Annotated in this window: 11 protein-coding genes; 6 read left to right on the top strand and 5 right to left on the bottom strand. The window is 45.7% G+C overall.

Annotated features, from left to right (window positions below):
• Positions 1 to 172: 172 nt before the first annotated feature.
• From F453_RS0102025 to F453_RS0102005, 5 genes are all read right to left on the bottom strand, one after another.
• On the bottom strand, positions 173 to 1,594 hold the full coding sequence (locus F453_RS0102025) for a threonine/serine exporter family protein (RefSeq protein ID WP_018966498.1): 1,422 nt from the start codon (positions 1,592 to 1,594) through the stop codon (positions 173 to 175).
• Positions 1,595 to 1,720: 126 nt separating this feature from the next.
• On the bottom strand, positions 1,721 to 2,449 hold the full coding sequence (locus tag F453_RS0102020) for an SDR family NAD(P)-dependent oxidoreductase (protein ID WP_018966497.1): 729 nt from the start codon (positions 2,447 to 2,449) through the stop codon (positions 1,721 to 1,723).
• A 135-nt stretch (positions 2,450 to 2,584) separates the two neighbouring features.
• Complete coding sequence (tilS, locus tag F453_RS0102015; RefSeq protein ID WP_018966496.1) at positions 2,585 to 3,970, bottom strand: tRNA lysidine(34) synthetase TilS; 1,386 nt, start codon at positions 3,968 to 3,970, stop codon at positions 2,585 to 2,587.
• 33 nt (positions 3,971 to 4,003) lie between these two features.
• On the bottom strand, positions 4,004 to 5,191 hold the full coding sequence (locus F453_RS0102010) for a class I SAM-dependent rRNA methyltransferase (protein WP_009235602.1): 1,188 nt from the start codon (positions 5,189 to 5,191) through the stop codon (positions 4,004 to 4,006).
• A 57-nt stretch (positions 5,192 to 5,248) separates the two neighbouring features.
• Positions 5,249 to 5,872 carry a 3'-5' exonuclease gene (locus tag F453_RS0102005; RefSeq protein ID WP_009235601.1) on the bottom strand — a complete coding sequence of 208 codons (624 nt, stop codon included), beginning with the start codon at positions 5,870 to 5,872 and terminating at the stop codon, positions 5,249 to 5,251.
• 112 nt (positions 5,873 to 5,984) lie between these two features.
• Between F453_RS0102005 and F453_RS0102000 the strand changes: the two genes are divergently transcribed.
• From F453_RS0102000 to F453_RS0101975, 6 genes are all read left to right on the top strand, one after another.
• The gene (locus F453_RS0102000; protein WP_018966495.1) at positions 5,985 to 8,471 is read left to right on the top strand and encodes an FtsK/SpoIIIE family DNA translocase; all 2,487 of its coding nucleotides are present in this window, start codon (positions 5,985 to 5,987) and stop codon (positions 8,469 to 8,471) included.
• An 86-nt stretch (positions 8,472 to 8,557) separates the two neighbouring features.
• Positions 8,558 to 9,169: an outer membrane lipoprotein periplasmic chaperone LolA1 gene (gene lolA1 / locus F453_RS0101995; protein ID WP_018966494.1), complete on the top strand. Its 612-nt coding sequence runs from the start codon at positions 8,558 to 8,560 to the stop codon at positions 9,167 to 9,169.
• A gap of 42 nt (positions 9,170 to 9,211) precedes the next feature.
• Complete coding sequence (locus F453_RS0101990; RefSeq protein WP_244869402.1) at positions 9,212 to 10,723, top strand: DUF5687 family protein; 1,512 nt, start codon at positions 9,212 to 9,214, stop codon at positions 10,721 to 10,723.
• Positions 10,724 to 10,871: 148 nt separating this feature from the next.
• Positions 10,872 to 12,620, top strand: a complete 1,749-nt coding sequence (gene recJ / locus F453_RS0101985; RefSeq protein ID WP_018966492.1) for a single-stranded-DNA-specific exonuclease RecJ — start codon at positions 10,872 to 10,874, stop codon at positions 12,618 to 12,620.
• 6 nt (positions 12,621 to 12,626) lie between these two features.
• Positions 12,627 to 14,552, top strand: a complete 1,926-nt coding sequence (locus F453_RS0101980) for a RecQ family ATP-dependent DNA helicase (RefSeq protein WP_018966491.1) — start codon at positions 12,627 to 12,629, stop codon at positions 14,550 to 14,552.
• Between the two features lie 434 nt (positions 14,553 to 14,986).
• Complete coding sequence (locus tag F453_RS0101975; protein ID WP_018966490.1) at positions 14,987 to 16,120, top strand: hypothetical protein; 1,134 nt, start codon at positions 14,987 to 14,989, stop codon at positions 16,118 to 16,120.
• Positions 16,121 to 16,260 lie beyond the last annotated feature (140 nt).

Here is a 16,260-nt window from a genome sequence, read left to right as displayed (position 1 = left end):
GTTTTCCAAAGTTTTTGAAATAGCTTTTCTGACTTTGCCAATACAATAAGTATAACGCGCGTGTATGCCTGTGCGAAGCGCTTCATAACACCCCATTATGCACTCGCGCGTAGATGAAGCAACTACATCCACGCGCGAGTTTTTAGTTTTGTTGGCGACCATTAAGTTGGCCTTAGCTTTCTACCATGGTAAGGTCGACAAATTTTCCACGGGCTTTTCGTTCCTCAATCAGTCGTTTCAGTTTGCGCTGTCTGTTAGGTGCAATCCACTTGCGAGCAAAAATGTTGGGGATGGCCACACCGATAGCGATGCATAAAACAATGAGCGAAGCGCGTATGCCGTTGGTCATGGCGTTGGTTAGTTCTCCCACAACACCATGCATATCGAGCAAGGCAAAGAGGCAGCGATACATCAAAACGCCAGGTACCATGGGTATAACCGTGGGTATGGAGAGGCATTGATGGGGCAGATGAACCCAATGAACTACCTTAATATAGATGATACTTACGAGCGACGCGCCTACTAACGAACCGATAACAGGTCCCCAATCGAGTCCGATGTTTTGCGAACTGTCTCCTAGGCTGATATAGTTTCGGGTGCAAACGGCAGCAATTCCGCCCAAGGCCAATATCCACAATTGCTTTGGGGGAAAATTAAAGATGGTGGCAAAACCCATGGCTGATATGGCGGCAGCTATGGCATACTCCCAATAAGTGTGGTGGGGTATCATACTTAGATCTTTCACAAAGTTGTCTATTCCACACACACGTATGGCCAATACAATGCCGAAGGCCATGGCAGAGACGATGAGTATGGTGTTTATGCCACGAATGATACCCACTTCGATGTTATTATCTAGAACATCGTTAACAAAGTTAATGATGGGTACACCTGGCACAATAAACAGTGTACAAGCCATAAGCGGATGCCATGGGGTGCTGGTTTGTAGTGCGGTGGCGAGCCATTGGGGCATGTTGGCTACCAATTGTGAATTGGCAAACGTGCCTAATAGCCATGCTAAAATGGTAGCCACAAACGCTGCTACAGCAATGTTGGCGTAGCCGTTAGATCCAACCTCGTTAAGTTTTGTGCGTAGACGAAAGCCTAAGGTTGCTGCTATAGATGCGTAAAAGAAAGCTGTCCAATCGCAACCAAACTGAATACAGAAGCCACCACAGGCCAAACCTGCGGCAATGGCTACCTGCCAGGGGGTGTAACTGCGTTTGCGACTGCCAATCTTGTTAAGTTCTTCTTCGTAGCGATCTAACGAATAGTCTTCCTTGATGGCACTCCACGATAGCTTGCTGATGTCGGAAATGGCGCGCATCTCAATGCCATGCTTGTCGCAACGCTGAAATTTGGAAAACGAATGGGTGCCGTCACTGAGGTTTACCATCAACATGTTGTAGGTGATATGGATGTGCAAATGCTCTTCGTTAAGCCCCAAATAGGCGGCTGTTCTTTTCATGTTGCGCATGATGCGACTAGTGTCAGCCGAACTTTCAACGAGAATTTTGCCTGTGCGAAGTAGTAAATCCAACTTTCTTCGTAATAGTTTCCTAGACTCAACCTGTTGATCACCTTTAATATTCATCGTTTTATTAAACTAAGTGTTTGTATATTTGTTTCCTGAAAAACGTCTGCAAATTTAATAAAAACAAACGAAACATACGAACAATCTTACGTCTTTATTATTCTTCCACAGTGACGACCAATTGCATTAGGTCTTGCCTATCTTCATTTTTCGCCAGTACCAGTTGGGTATCATACGCCAAATACGAACCATTAGGCGGTATCGCCAGTCGATAATTCGTACACGTTTTTTTCGTTTTAACGCCCACATAATACGTTCGGTTACATGTTCAACAGTCATCAACATGGGGTAGTTGTCGCCTGTAAGAATAGGCGTGTCTACAAAGCCAGGCCTTATGTCGGTGAAGTTTATGGCTAAACCGCGTTTCATGGCCAATTGGTCAAGGGCTTGGATATAGGCGTTTTGGAATGTTTTAGATGCACTATACGAGGCTGCATTACCAATACCTTTTGTGCCAGCAACCGATGAAATCACTGCAATATGTCCACCGCCATTGTTGGCCATGTGGTTAAAAACAAAGTCGACCATGCGTGCAAAGCCCATCACGTTCGTATTGAGTGTGGCTTGCTCAATGCTTTCGTCAAGCAAGGTGTTTTGTTTACCAATGCCCGAGGCGTGAAAATAAAGGTCAATGCTACCCAAACGGGCGATAAGCTGCGATAGGGGCGTTGTCGCTTCGGTGTCGGTGACATCGATGCGTTGGGTAAACACCCGTTCGGGAGCTAACTGTGTTAATGTTTCTAGCGGTTCTAATCGGCGGGCAGAAAGTCCCACCATCCAACCTTCTTCAATAAGGCGCTTGGCAACGGCATAACCAATGCCCGACGATGCGCCCATAACAATAGCCTTTTTCATTGTCTTTTGGTTTGATGATTGTTATTTCCAATCACTGCTTGGCGAAAAGTCTGCCGTAGAGATTGGGCGTAATGGTGTTGTGCGAATTAAGCGAACGCCTTACCAGTTGTAAGCCTTAGGATTTTGTTATACAGCTTAAAAGGCGGATTCGCTAGGCGAGAGAGTCTCTATATACTCGAGTTGTAAAACGTCATGTGTCCTTTCTGTTACCCTAAAACGATTGTCTGTGCGTTCGCCTACCAACCACAATAACGTATTGTTGGCATCAAACACGGCTAGCTGTCGTTGTCTGTCGAAGTAAGAACGCTTTCTGTCGGTGAGAAAATCGCTTACCAATTTAGAGCTTCGCATACCAAAAGGCACAAATCGGTCGCCTGTTCTTATGTGTCTAACCGCAAGGGGAAAGGCGATGTTGGCCATATCGAGATGCACGCAATGGGGCATTTTACTTGGGGTAAAGTGTTCGTCGTTCACACCCTTACTTACTTTTATGCGCACATTAGGGGTGAAAACGTAGTTACCTTCTTCGGGAATGCGCATCGTTCGAGCTAGTTCATCAACAGTAATCGACTCTTCTATCAGCAAAGTTTTCCTGTCAATAACTAACGTAAACTTGCTAGACTGCCACAATGTACCCGTTTGTTGGTCTAGGCTTTGTGCTATCTGCTCTATTTGGGCGGGTGTAAATCCAAGCGGATGTATCAGTTGAAAGAGCACGTATTCGGGCGAGGGCGTTTGTTGTAACTTGCCTATTGATATGCCCAACCGCCATCTTGGCGTTTCTTCTTCCACCACAATAACATCTTTTGCATGCTTTTTTAGGGCATGGTTGAAAACCTTCTCTGCCTCGGCAAGCCTCTCTATGGTTTTGGCGATATTATCTGTGGCAGCGGGGTTAAGTTCTTCGAGCAGGGGAACGAGCGTTAACCTGATTTTATTTCGTGTGAAATCGGTAGTCAGGTTGGTGCTGTCGGTTACGTATGGTTGGTTTAGTGCTTGCAGGTATTCCAGCAAATCTGTGTGCGAAACTGCGAGCACAGGGCGCAATACGTATCCATTTTGGGGCGTCATACCTGTAAGACCGCTTAATCCTGTGCCCCTTACGAGGTTGATGAGTATTGTTTCTACGTTGTCGTCTTTATGGTGGGCCACGCAGATTCCATCCATATCAAGGTCGTTACGAAGCTTTTCAAAATGGTTGTAGCGCAGTTCGCGTGCGGCCATCTCGATGCTCAACTTGTGCAAGGAGGCGTACTCGGCGGTGTCGAAGTGCACGGTATGAAAGGTTACGCTATGTTCTCGGCACAAGTTTTCGCAAAAAATCTCGTCGCGAAACGACTCTTCACCGCGTAACTTGAAGTTGCAATGCACCGCTTCTACCTTATAACCTAGGCGCAAAAGCATGCGGAAGAGCGCCACACTGTCGGCTCCGCCCGACAAGGCGACGAGATATCGGCCACTCGGCGACAACAAGTCGTGGCGGTCGATGTATTGACTAACCTCTCGTTCTATCTTCTTCATGCACGTTTTACGAGGTGAAATGGTGGGGCAAAATTACTCTACATAGAGCACAAGACCCTTTAAATATTCGCCTTCGGGATGGAAAATGTTGATGGGATGGTCCGCTGGTTGATGCAATTGGTGCATGATGCGCACCTTGCGACCAGCTTGTGCGGCGGCCGTGAACACAGCATTGCGGAACTGGTCTTTGGTGACTACCTGGCTGCAGCTGAATGTGAAGAGCAGGCCACCTGGCTTGATGCACTCGAAGCCCTTTGCGTTGAGTCGCGTATAACCTTTAAGTGCGTTGTGAAGTGCAGTGCGATGCTTGGCGAAAGCAGGTGGGTCGAGCACAATGAGGTCGTATTTATTATCGTTGGCGTTTAAGAATTTGAACGCGTCTTCGCAGAAAGCCTCGTGCCGATTGTCGTTGGGGAAGTTCAGTTCTACGTTTTGGTTGGTCAGCTCGATGGCCTTTGCGCTACTGTCTACCGAGTGAACAAGTTTGGCGTTACCACGCATAGCATACACAGAAAAGCCTCCTGTGTAGCAAAACATATTGAGTACGCTTTTGCCCATGGCGTATTTTTCGAGCAACGAGCGGTTGTCGCGCTGGTCGATAAAGAACCCAGTCTTTTGTCCTTTTAGCCAATCAACATGGAAAAGTAACCCATTCTCCATGCCGGTATTGTTTTCGCTACCGCCATATATAAATTCATTCTCTTGTCCCAGTTCGGCTTTGAAGGGTAGGGTGGTGTCGCTTTTGTAGTACACATTTTCGATGTGCGAGCTCAATACTTCGACTAATGCTTTACAAATTTCGTGTCGGGCGAGGTGCATACCCACGCTATGGGCTTGCATCACGGCCGTTTTCCCGTAGCAATCAACGATTAGCCCCGGCAGATTGTCCCCCTCGCCATGCACCAGTCGATAGGTGTCGTTATCGGTTTTGTGAGCTATGCCGATGGCCAAACGAGCGCTTAGGGCCGAGGTTAGGCGGGTTTTCCAAAAGTCGGGGTTAATTTCCACATCCCTGAAAGACAGTACTCGCACGGCGATAGAGCCGATTTGATAATGTCCAACGGCGATAAATTCACCCTCGTTGGTGAGTACACGTACCACTTCCCCTTCTTCAATTTCGCCCTTTTCAGCAAAATGACTGATGGCGCCAGAGAACACCCAGGGATGAAAACGTTTTAAACTTTCTTCTTTTCCCTTTTTAAGATATATCGATTTGTACATAATCCTTATTATTGCCAGATAGTGATGGTTAGGCGTTTAGCTAAAAACGGCTAAATGTTAGTTTTGCTCGTTAATAACCAATTCGTAGTCGCCACTATTTTTTAGGCGTAAAATTTCCTTATATAAGTTGATGCAAGCCCATGCATCTAGCGCTGCATACGCCTTCTGCTTGTCGTTAAGAACATCAGAGTCCCAATTTGTTAGCCGTTGTCTTTTGCTTATTTTTTGGTGAAAGAGATTGGCATACAGCTTTTGTAGGCTTAGGTCTTCAATGCCCAATTCGCCTACAAGGTCTTGCAAGTCGATAAAGTTTCCTGGCGTAAAGCCCACCCGTTTGTGCAAAGAGAGCATGTCGTCGTGAAGCGACAAGCCCACCATAGGCACCGTTGTGTTCTCTAAAAGGCGCAAGATAGCAGGGGTTATGCCAATGTGGTTGAGCCTGAAGAGAAAACAAGTGTTGCTTGTAGACACTTGCAATAGCGACACCATGTGCGACTCCCCTTTCTTAAACGAAGGGCGCGTTTCGGTGTCTACGCCCAAAATGTCGTTGCTAAGAAGGAAGTCTACAGCCTTCTCTGCCTCGCTTTCACTCATCACCACCACTGTTTTACCAGGAAACGTGACGGTTGGAAGTTCTGCAATGCTTTTCTTATCGAATTTGTTATATATAATCTTTCTCATTTCCACTTCGCGTTATAACGTGTTGCAAAATTAGAAAAAAGTTGTGACTTTATGGGCCTTTCTTGGTTTTTTACGCTAATTTTGCAGTTGATTTTCAGTTAAAAAAGCAACGATGGTAAAAAGAAAGACAGAGAGTAAGCCAAAAAGGAAAAGTTCAACATTCTCACTTAGTGGCATATTCAAGATAAGCAACGAAAGAACTGACTTCGTTCTAGGTGTCGTACTCATTCTTTTGGCTGTGTATGTGGCTTTGGCTATGTTCTCTTTCTTCACCACAGGAAAGGCCGACCAAAGTATTTTGGAAGACCTTCGACCTGGCGAATGGCTTAATACGGGCAAGGAATTTACCAACTATTGTGGTTCGATAGGTGCAATTCTCGCCTACACGCTCATAACGCTTAACTTTGGTTTTGCAGCCTTTGCCATTCCTGTTTTCATACTCTTGTTGGGCGCTAAGTTAACGCGTGCCTATAAGGTTAATTTGTTGAAAACCTTCTTTTACCTCTCCATTGTCATGGTGTGGTGCTCGGTGGCTTTCGCTAAGTTCCTCTCCCCACTTACAGGTAGCCTCACATTTAACCCTGGGGGCAACCATGGTCTGTATTGTGTGCAGAACATCGAGAACATGATAGGCCCTCCTGGGCTTACTGCCTTGTTGTTTATCGTGGCCTTGGCGTTCCTCACTTACCTTAGCGCAGAAACGGTTTCGTTTGTTCGTAAGGCAATAAACCCAGTTAAGTATATCACCAATAAGGTGAAATTTACGATTGCCAACAATGGTACTCGAACTGTTCCTGATGATAGAGACGAAGGGGTTGAGGTTGAAGCACAACAAGAAGAACAGCCCATTGACGATGAAGATGACTATGATGGTAATGAAGTTGTGTCGCCAACGGTTGTCGATCTCACTGGCAAAGGTGGAAATCAAGGTGGTGAGATGCCTCTTTCTGGTAAATCTGTTGATAATGCCCTTAATGGAACTGACGATCCTTCGACACAACTGAAAGTTGAAATTCCAGAGGGTGAAGAAACTGCCAGTGGCCGAGAACTAACTGCTGCTGAGGTGTTGAGCACACCCATCAACCCCCTCGAACCTTTCTTGTCATACAAATATCCCACACTCGACTTGCTGAAAGCCTACGACAACGACAACAAACCCTATGTGGATATGGAGGAGTTGAAGGCTAACAACGACCGAATTATTAAGGTACTGCGCGACTTTGGCGTTGAGATAAGGGAGATTAAGGCAACGGTTGGTCCTACCATTACGCTCTATGAGATTACGCCAGCTGAAGGTGTGCGCATCAATAAAATACGAAACCTTGAAGACGACATAGCCCTGAGCCTCGCCGCGCTGGGTATCCGTATCATCGCACCTATTCCAGGTAAGGGCACTATTGGTATAGAGGTGCCAAATAACAAGCCCAATATCGTGTCTATGGAGAGCATTCTCAACTCGAAGAAGTTCCAAGAGACGAAGATGGACTTACCTTTGGCATTGGGTAAAACCATCACCAACGAGGTGTTTATGGTCGACTTGGCCAAAATCCCCCACTTACTCGTGGCCGGAGCAACAGGTCAAGGTAAGTCGGTAGGTCTTAATGCCGTCATCACTTCTTTGCTTTACAAGAAGCATCCCAATGAATTGAAGCTTGTTTTGATAGATCCGAAGAAGGTGGAGTTCAGTATTTACTCGCCCATCGTTAACCATTTCTTAGCCAAAGTGCCCGAAGAGAGTGACGAACCAATCATAACCGACGTTACAAAAGTGGTGCGTACGCTCAACAGTCTTTGCAAATTGATGGACACGCGCTATGATTTATTGAAGATTGCAGGTGCTCGTAATATTAAGGAGTATAATGAGAAGTATGTAAATCACAAGCTAAACCTCACCAAGGGACATGACTACATGCCCTATATCGTTGTGATTATCGACGAGTTCGGAGATCTTATCATGACTGCGGGCAAAGAAATTGAATTGCCAATTGCACGTATTGCTCAGCTTGCACGTGCCGTTGGAATACACATGGTGATAGCAACCCAACGCCCAACAACGAGCATTATTACGGGTAATATCAAGGCCAACTTCCCTGGAAGAATGGCTTTCAAGGTGAGCGCGATGATTGATTCGCGTACCATTCTTGACCGTCCGGGCGCCAATCAACTTATTGGTCGAGGCGATATGTTGTTCCTCAATGGCAACGAGCCAGTGCGTGTGCAGTGTGCATTTGTTGACACGCCTGAGGTTGAGCGCATTAACCAGTTTATTGCAAGTCAACCCGGCCCCGTTGAACCAATGGAACTACCCGAACCGAACACCGAAGACGGTGGCATGGGTGGTGGTGGAACGGCCGACATGAATAGTCTTGACCCCTATTTTGAGGAAGCAGCTCGCGCCATTGTTATCTCACAACAAGGTTCAACAAGTATGGTACAACGGCGTTTTTCCATCGGATACAACCGCGCAGGTAGGCTCATGGATCAGTTAGAGGCTGCTGGTATCGTGGGCATAGCACAAGGAAGTAAGCCTAGAGAAGTGCTTATCACCGACGAAAACACGCTTAACGCCCTATTGGCAAAGTTGCGTGGAGGAGGGTAAGTCAGGTGTTGCACTCGTCATATCGTGCCAATCGGCACTACTAAGAATTATTATCACATTAAGCTATATAAAAAGGAAACGCAGCAATGTTGAAAAAAGTATTATTATTGATTTGCCTTTCGGTGTTCGCTTTCAATGCCACCAAGGCACAAACGGATAACGAAGCCCGCAAAGTATTAGACAAAACAGCTGCCATTGTAGGTAACAAGGGTGGGGCTTTGGCTAACTTTAAACTGACGAGCAGTAAGATAGGTACCATCAACGGTACAATCTCTATTAAGGGAAATAAGTTCTATGCGCGCACGTCGAAAGCCACAGTGTGGTTCAATGGCAAAACGCAATGGAGCTATCTACCTTCTACCAACGAGGTGAACGTTAGCAACCCCAACGAGAGTCAGCAGGCTGCCATGAACCCCTATACCTTTATTAATATGTATAAAAGTGGCTATAAACTATCGATGAATAAGGTGGGGCACGACTATCAGGTACATCTAGTGGCCGAAAAGGGTAATAAAGGCATTCCCGAAATCTATGTCTTGGTAGATGCCACTTACAAGCCAAAGCAAGTAAAGATGAAGCGTGGAGGAGAATGGAGTACCATTACGATAAACAATTTCCAACAGAAGAATCTCTCCGACCATCTTTTTAGCTTCAATTCAAAAGATTTTCCCAGTGCCGAGGTGGTAGATTTGAGGTAACCCTAAAAGCATTTACGCCCTCGTTTCGTAACGTTTATACTGATGAACCGCCTACAATTATACCGTATTTTATATAAGCATCGCTCCTTATCCATGCGTCGTGCCTTGGATTATGAGCACAATCGCTCGGCAAAATACTTATTTTATATAGGTTATACAATGGCTTTTGCGTACTTGTTGTTTATTGCAGTGGTATTGTCTTTGGCCGTTAACAATATGGGGGATGCCAATGCTGTGGGCATAACAGTGGGCATTTTGCCCTTTATCTTGTTGGTAGACCTCTTTATACGTTTCACCTATCAGCAAACTCCAGCACAGATTATTAAGCCATACACGTTGCTGCCGCTGCCCAGAAAGGTATGTATTGAAAGCTTTATAGCTGCTTCGCTCTTTAATCTAGGCAACACATGGTGGTATGTGCTTTTTGTTCCCTATTGCATTATGTCAGTAGTGTTCAGCTATGGTCTGTTTGCAACCATTCTGCTTTTGGCGTTCTTAGGTTTAGCCATATTGCTTAATAGTCAGCTCTATGTGCTTTTCCGTACCCTTGTTTCGCAGTCCTTGTTATGGTTATTTGCACTTTTAGCTGTGTATGGACTTATGGCTGTACCCATGATTTTGGGGCAAGGCGGCTCGTTTTCGTCGTTTCTTCTCTTTTATTCGCGATTAGGTATTGCCTTGTCAGATGGTCAGCTATGGCCGCTTCTCATTGTTCTTGGTCTGCTGATATTGGTGACTTTGCTCAATAGAGAAGTGCAATTCCGTGCCATTTGGCGAGAGTTGACAAGCGCGAAGGCAGAAACCAAGGTCGACGGAAAAGACAGATTAGCCTTTCTCAGGCAGCACGGAGAGATTGGCGAATACACTCGTTTGGAGTGGAAATTGATTACTCGCAATAAGTATCCGCGCAAAACGTTCATTTATAGTTTTTTCCTGATAGCGCTTTTAAGCGTTGTCATTGCTTTTACGCATGCCTACAATGGGGATGGGATGGTGCGTTTTTGGTGTTCATACAACTTCGTCATCTTAGGACTCTCAGTTTTGTCGCGGCTGTTAAGCATGGAAGGTAACTATATTGACATGTTCATGGTGCATCCCAACAGCATTTATTCGCTTTTACGAGCCAAGTACTATGTGTATTGTGGCTTACTTATCGTGCCCTTTATGCTGATGCTTCCAATGGTGTTCGTTGGCAAGGCAAGTTTACTTATGTTGTTGGGCTTCGCTCTTTTTGCAGCAGGATTTCAGTTTTTTGTTTTCTTCCAGTCGGCCGTTTACAACAAACGAACTCAAAAACTTAACGCTACTATCATGTCCAGCAGAAACATGGAGCGAAACTACCTGTATATGATTGTTACCATTTTGGCCCTCTTTTCGCCCATGGTATTTGTCGGCCTACTCACCATTTTCTGTTCACCCACGGTTAGCTACATCTGTCTTGGTGTAGTAGGAATTATCGGTATCGCCACACATCGCCTGTGGATACGGAACGTTTACGTACGAATGATGGCGCGAAGGTATGAAAACATGGAAGGATTTAGAACTTCCAAGTAATGACGCACAATGCTTGGCATGGCATAAGAACCAAAGGTTTTCAGTTTGTCGGCTGTGAATGTCATAGATATTTTGTAACTTTACACACTATATGCGACCTGTTTACGCTACCGCTATTAAGGATAAGAAACAATAAATCAACACGATAATGCACTTTAGATGGATATACGAACCGCTTTCGCCACAACTGCAATCTGCGGCAAAGGAACTGGGCGAGAAGCTCAATATGAGCACCATTCTTGCCCAATTACTCATGCGTAGGGGCATAACTACCGAAAGTGCGGCCAAGCGTTTCTTTCGTCCGCAGCTCAACGACATCATCAACCCTTTTTTGATGAAAGACATGGACGTAGCCGTAGACAGGTTAAACGATGCCATGGGACGTAAAGAGCGTATTATGGTGTATGGTGATTATGATGTGGATGGATGCACATCAGTGGCACTCGTGTACAAATTCCTCCAACAATTCTACTCTAACATCGAGTATTATATACCCGATCGCTACGAAGAAGGCTATGGTGTTAGCCGCAAGGGCATAGACTACGCATATCATTCGGGTGTAAAATTGGTTATCATTCTTGACTGCGGAATAAAGGCTATCGACGAAATAGCTTACGCCAAGACGTTGGGCATCGACTTTATTATATGCGACCATCATGTACCCGATGAAGAAATGCCGCCCGCTGTGGCCATTCTTAATCCCAAACGCCCCGATGATAACTATCCCTTTAAACACCTTTCGGGTTGTGGGGTTGGCTTTAAGTTCATGCAAGCCTTTGCCAAAAACAATGGTATTCCTTTCTCGCGACTCATTCCCATGCTCGACTTATGTGCCGTTAGCATAGCGGCTGACCTCGTGCAGGTGGAAGAAGAAAACCGTATATTGGCTTTTCACGGGCTGAAACAGCTCAACCAAAACCCTAGTTTGGGCTTAAAGGCCATCATAGACATATGTGGACTTTCTGGTAAAGAGATTTCCATGAGTGACATTGTTTTCAAAATAGGTCCGCGCATCAACGCGTCGGGACGTATGGAGAGTGGAAAAGAGAGCGTGTCGCTATTGGTAGAGAAAGATTATAACGTAGCTTTGCAGAGCGCGAAGCACATTAACGAATACAACGAGCAACGCAAAGATATAGACAAGCAGATGACCGAGGAGGCAAACCAAATTGTTGCGCGTCTGGAAAGTCAGAAAAAGCAGTCGAGTATCGTGCTATACGATGAGAATTGGAAGAAGGGCGTGATTGGTATTGTTGCCTCGCGGCTCACAGAAATTTACTTCCGACCAACCGTTGTCATCACGCGCGATGGTGATTTTGCCACAGGCTCGGCCCGTAGCGTTATGGGTTTCGATATCTATTCAGCCATTAAGAGTTGTCGCGACTTGCTTATCAACTTCGGAGGACACACCTACGCAGCTGGACTAACCATGAGATGGGACGACGTTCCGCGGTTTGTGGAGCGCTTTCACCAGTATGTTGACAGCCATATACTGCCCGAACAGACCGAGGCCATATTGCATATCGACGAAATGATAGACTTTAAGGACATCACGAAGAAAATGCACCACGACCTGAAGAAGTTTTCTCCCTTCGGACCCGGTAACCTCAAGCCGCGCTTTTGCACCAACAATGTTTACGATTATGGTACAAGTAAGGTGGTAGGACGCGAACAAGAGCATATTAAACTGGAACTTATCGACTCCAAATCGAGTAATGTCGTAAATGGAATTGCTTTTGGGCAGAGTGCATCGGCTCGCTATATCAAGTCGAAACGCAGCTTTGATATTGCCTATACCATCGAAGATAACGTATTTAGACACAATAACATACAACTACAAATAGAAGATATTAGGCTTACCGAGAACGAGGAACAAGACGAGAACAACGCCCTTTAATCGCCTATGGAAGAAGCTAACGCCAAGCAAACCGCCCACGACGAGTTTAAACGAACGTTGCGCGAGTATTGGGGCTATCCTGATTTTCGCGGCATACAGCGCGATATTATCGAGAGTATCGCCCAAGGGAGGGATACGCTTGGACTGATGCCTACTGGTGGCGGAAAGTCTATCACCTTTCAAGTGCCTGCCTTGGTGATGCCTGGCGTATGCGTGGTGATAACCCCTTTGATAGCCCTGATGAAAGACCAAGTGGACCATCTGCGGCAAAAAGGCATACAGGCAGCTGCCATCTATTCGGGTATGAGTCGTCGCGAAATAATCACAACGCTCGAAAATTGTGTCTTTGGTGGAGTAAAGCTTCTATATGTGTCGCCCGAACGATTGTTTTCGGACATCTTCAAAACCAAGTTCAAGCACATGGACGTTAGCTTCGTTACCGTAGACGAAGCCCATTGTATCAGCCAATGGGGTTATGATTTCCGTCCTTCTTACCTTGCTATTGCCGAGATTAGGAAGCTTAAGCCCGATGCTGCGATACTTGCCTTAACAGCCACAGCCACACCTAAAGTGATAGATGATATTCAAGAGCGATTGGATTTCAGGCAAAAGAACGTGTATCGAATGAGTTTCGAGCGTTCAAATCTGGCTTACATCGTTCGCGACACCATGGACAAGCATACCGAACTGATACATATTCTCAACGCCGTGGCTGGTTCTGCCATCGTCTATGTACGCAGTCGCAAGCACGCTAGCGACATCGCTAGTTACATTTCATCAGCTAATATCTCCGCAACCTATTATCATGCAGGACTTGAACCCGCTGTAAAGAACCAGCGACAAAACAGTTGGCAACAGAACGAGGTGCGTGTGATGGTGGCTACTAACGCCTTTGGCATGGGCATAGACAAACCCGACGTGCGTTTGGTCGTGCATATTGATTGCCCAGACTCAATTGAAGCCTACTTTCAAGAGGCAGGTAGGGCAGGGCGTGATGGTAAAAAAGCTTATGCCGTATTGCTCTGGAACAACAGTGACCGAAAGAAGCTGAACAAGCGAGTGGCTGAAAACTTCCCCGAAAAAGACTATGTTAAAGAGGTGTACGAAGACTTGGCCTATTATTATCAAATAGGTGTGGCCAGCGGAGCAGGCTATTCGTTCGTATTCGAGATAGATAAGTTTTGCAGAACGTTCAAGCATTTCCCCGTACAAACGCATTCGGCATTGCAGATATTGGAACGTGCAGGCTACATACATTACGAGATGGCCCCCGAAGCAAGAGCGCGAGTGATGTTCAAGCTCGGTCGTAACGACTTGTATCGACTTGATGAGGGAAGTGCGTTTGAAGAGGCTGTGATTACTGCATTGCTAAGGAACTACGGCGGACTGTTCAGCAATTACGTTTACATAGATGAGAGCTTGCTGGCGCAAGAGGCCGAACTGACTACCCATCAGGTGTATGTGATACTAAAAAATCTGGCACAACGCAACATCATTAACTTTATTCCACAGCGCAAAACGCCATTTATAACCTATCTACGCGATAGGGTAGACGGCGACCGAGTTGTGTTAAGCAAGGAGATATACGAAGACCGCAAGGCGCAATATGTTGCTCGCATCAACGCTATGCAAGCATACGCCTCTAACAATGACGTGTGCCGAAGTCGCCAACTCTTAATATATTTTGGTGAAGAACGGCATAAGGACTGCCAACAATGCGACGTTTGTTTGGAGCACATATCGCCCGAACCCAGCAATGAACAAACAACCTTGGCCCGAAATGCCATCCTTAACTTGCTGAAAGATGGCGAACGCCACCATATTTCCGAACTGCACAAACTCAATTTACCCAAAAAGGGATTAGACATTGCATTAGAATATCTTATTCATGAAGAAGAGATACATCTTGATGGTAGTTTCCTCTTCTTGTAGGCCATGGTTTTGATGATATTGAGATGTTTTTTCTTCGTTGCCTTAAATGTATGCGTAATATCATGTTTAATAGTGACTTGTACGCTGAATTATAAACCTTTTTCTGTCGTTTTCTTACTTTTAGAAAGCATTTCATTTTGCTTTAAAACAGTACAAAATGCCTTGTACTGTGGCTACAAGTGGCTTGTAGTGCGACTACAAGTGAGTTGTAGTGTCACTACAAACGCTTTGTAGTGTCACTACTAAAGGCTTGTAGCCTCCGTACAAACGCCTTTGTACGATGCCATTTGCCTGTTCAGGCATTCTTTAAGGTTGTGGCTAGACCTTGCCCAAATACTAATCTGCATCGCCTGCTACATCCAAACTTATCGTCCACTGTATGTTCGGTTTCCCTGTTTTTATCGTACCTTTGCAATAGAAAACGAGGATTAATAATGACACTACATATTTTCAACCCTGATCACGATTTGGTTTTGGCAGCAGGCAATGACCATTTCACCCCACCAAAAGCAGCTCGCGACCTGTATGCCGACTTGGGATTTCTGCCTGCATTGTGGGCTCAAGAAGGCGATTTTGTGCTTGTTGCCGAGATGGAATCGGCTCGAGAACGCATTCGCCACATAAAAGGAAGGGGCAAAGGCGTGGAACTTGTTGACCGAGAAACGATGAAACGGATGCTGGCTAACGGCACGATAAATGGCAAAGAGCTATCTATTGCGCCATGGGGATGGGATCGAAACGTGAAAGAATTACTCATGGGCGTTGGTGTTAGTGAAGCAATATTACCCGCTATGGAATGGTTGGAGGATGTGAGGAATGTTAGTTCGCGTCAATGGGTATCAGACAATCTTTTGCCAACATTGGTGTCGCAGTTAAATTCCCTTCATCCTGCAAGGTTTGTTGGGGCGTCTTTCGTGGTGAAATCGATGGCCGAATTGCGTGCACTTTTTCAGACGCATGGGCAAGTGGTGGTAAAAGCGCCATGGAGTAGCAGTGGTAGAGGTATTCGTTATATCGACAATACACCCGACCCATCTACCGAAGGATGGTGTGGAAATATGATAGAGAAGCAGGGCTGCATAACACTCGAGCCTTATTATAATAAGGTGCGTGATTTTGGAATGGAGTTTGACGTGGACGATGATGGATGTGTAAACTACTTGGGGCTGTCAATCTTCAAAACATCGAAGCGTACATACACAGGTAGTTTGTTGGCAACCGAAGAGACGAAGACCGAATACCTGTCGCAATACGTAGATGTTTCTATACTTAAATCGATTTCCGAAACGATAGCCAAGACGCTTTCTAGCTTGTTGACGAACAGATATGTTGGACCATTGGGAATTGACATGATGCTGGTTAATGTGGAGGGAGAGCCCAACTTGATGGTTCATCCCTGTGTGGAACTTAACCTTCGTCGTACAATGGGGCATGTAGCACTCTCGCTATCGCCATCGGCTGCCGAACCACAGCAGCTGATGAACATCAACCATACCAAAGGAGCGTATCATCTTCGCTTACATACCCTAAGCGATGGTCTGTTGAATACCAGTCTTGCACGTTTGTAAAGCGTGGGCAACAACAGTGAACTTAGGCGGTGAGAAAGCGTGTATGCAGTATTTCTGCTTTGATTAAGTCGGATTAAGACTAAAACATTGTTCGGTAGCTATCGGTTTGCATTCTTGTCATAAACCGTAATAAAGGATGT

Origin of the sequence: Hoylesella loescheii DSM 19665 = JCM 12249 = ATCC 15930, from assembly GCF_000378085.1 — a bacterium.
Lineage (GTDB): Bacteria > Bacteroidota > Bacteroidia > Bacteroidales > Bacteroidaceae > Prevotella > Prevotella loescheii.
The sequence above is the reverse complement of the archived record's forward strand: the minus strand, read 5'-3'. Positions and strand labels throughout refer to the sequence as shown.

What these genes read in the sequence shown, in the direction of transcription:
- F453_RS0102025 (WP_018966498.1), bottom strand. Translation starts at nt 1,594, where the DNA reads ATGAATATTAAAGGTGATCAACAGGTTGAGTCTAGGAAACTATTACGA.
- F453_RS0102020 (WP_018966497.1), bottom strand. Translation starts at nt 2,449, where the DNA reads ATGAAAAAGGCTATTGTTATGGGCGCATCGTCGGGCATTGGTTATGCC.
- tilS (WP_018966496.1), bottom strand. Translation starts at nt 3,970, where the DNA reads ATGAAGAAGATAGAACGAGAGGTTAGTCAATACATCGACCGCCACGAC.
- F453_RS0102010 (WP_009235602.1), bottom strand. Translation starts at nt 5,191, where the DNA reads ATGTACAAATCGATATATCTTAAAAAGGGAAAAGAAGAAAGTTTAAAA.
- F453_RS0102005 (WP_009235601.1), bottom strand. Translation starts at nt 5,872, where the DNA reads ATGAGAAAGATTATATATAACAAATTCGATAAGAAAAGCATTGCAGAA.
- F453_RS0102000 (WP_018966495.1), top strand. Translation starts at nt 5,985, where the DNA reads ATGGTAAAAAGAAAGACAGAGAGTAAGCCAAAAAGGAAAAGTTCAACA.
- lolA1 (WP_018966494.1), top strand. Translation starts at nt 8,558, where the DNA reads ATGTTGAAAAAAGTATTATTATTGATTTGCCTTTCGGTGTTCGCTTTC.
- F453_RS0101990 (WP_244869402.1), top strand. Translation starts at nt 9,212, where the DNA reads ATGAACCGCCTACAATTATACCGTATTTTATATAAGCATCGCTCCTTA.
- recJ (WP_018966492.1), top strand. Translation starts at nt 10,872, where the DNA reads ATGCACTTTAGATGGATATACGAACCGCTTTCGCCACAACTGCAATCT.
- F453_RS0101980 (WP_018966491.1), top strand. Translation starts at nt 12,627, where the DNA reads ATGGAAGAAGCTAACGCCAAGCAAACCGCCCACGACGAGTTTAAACGA.
- F453_RS0101975 (WP_018966490.1), top strand. Translation starts at nt 14,987, where the DNA reads ATGACACTACATATTTTCAACCCTGATCACGATTTGGTTTTGGCAGCA.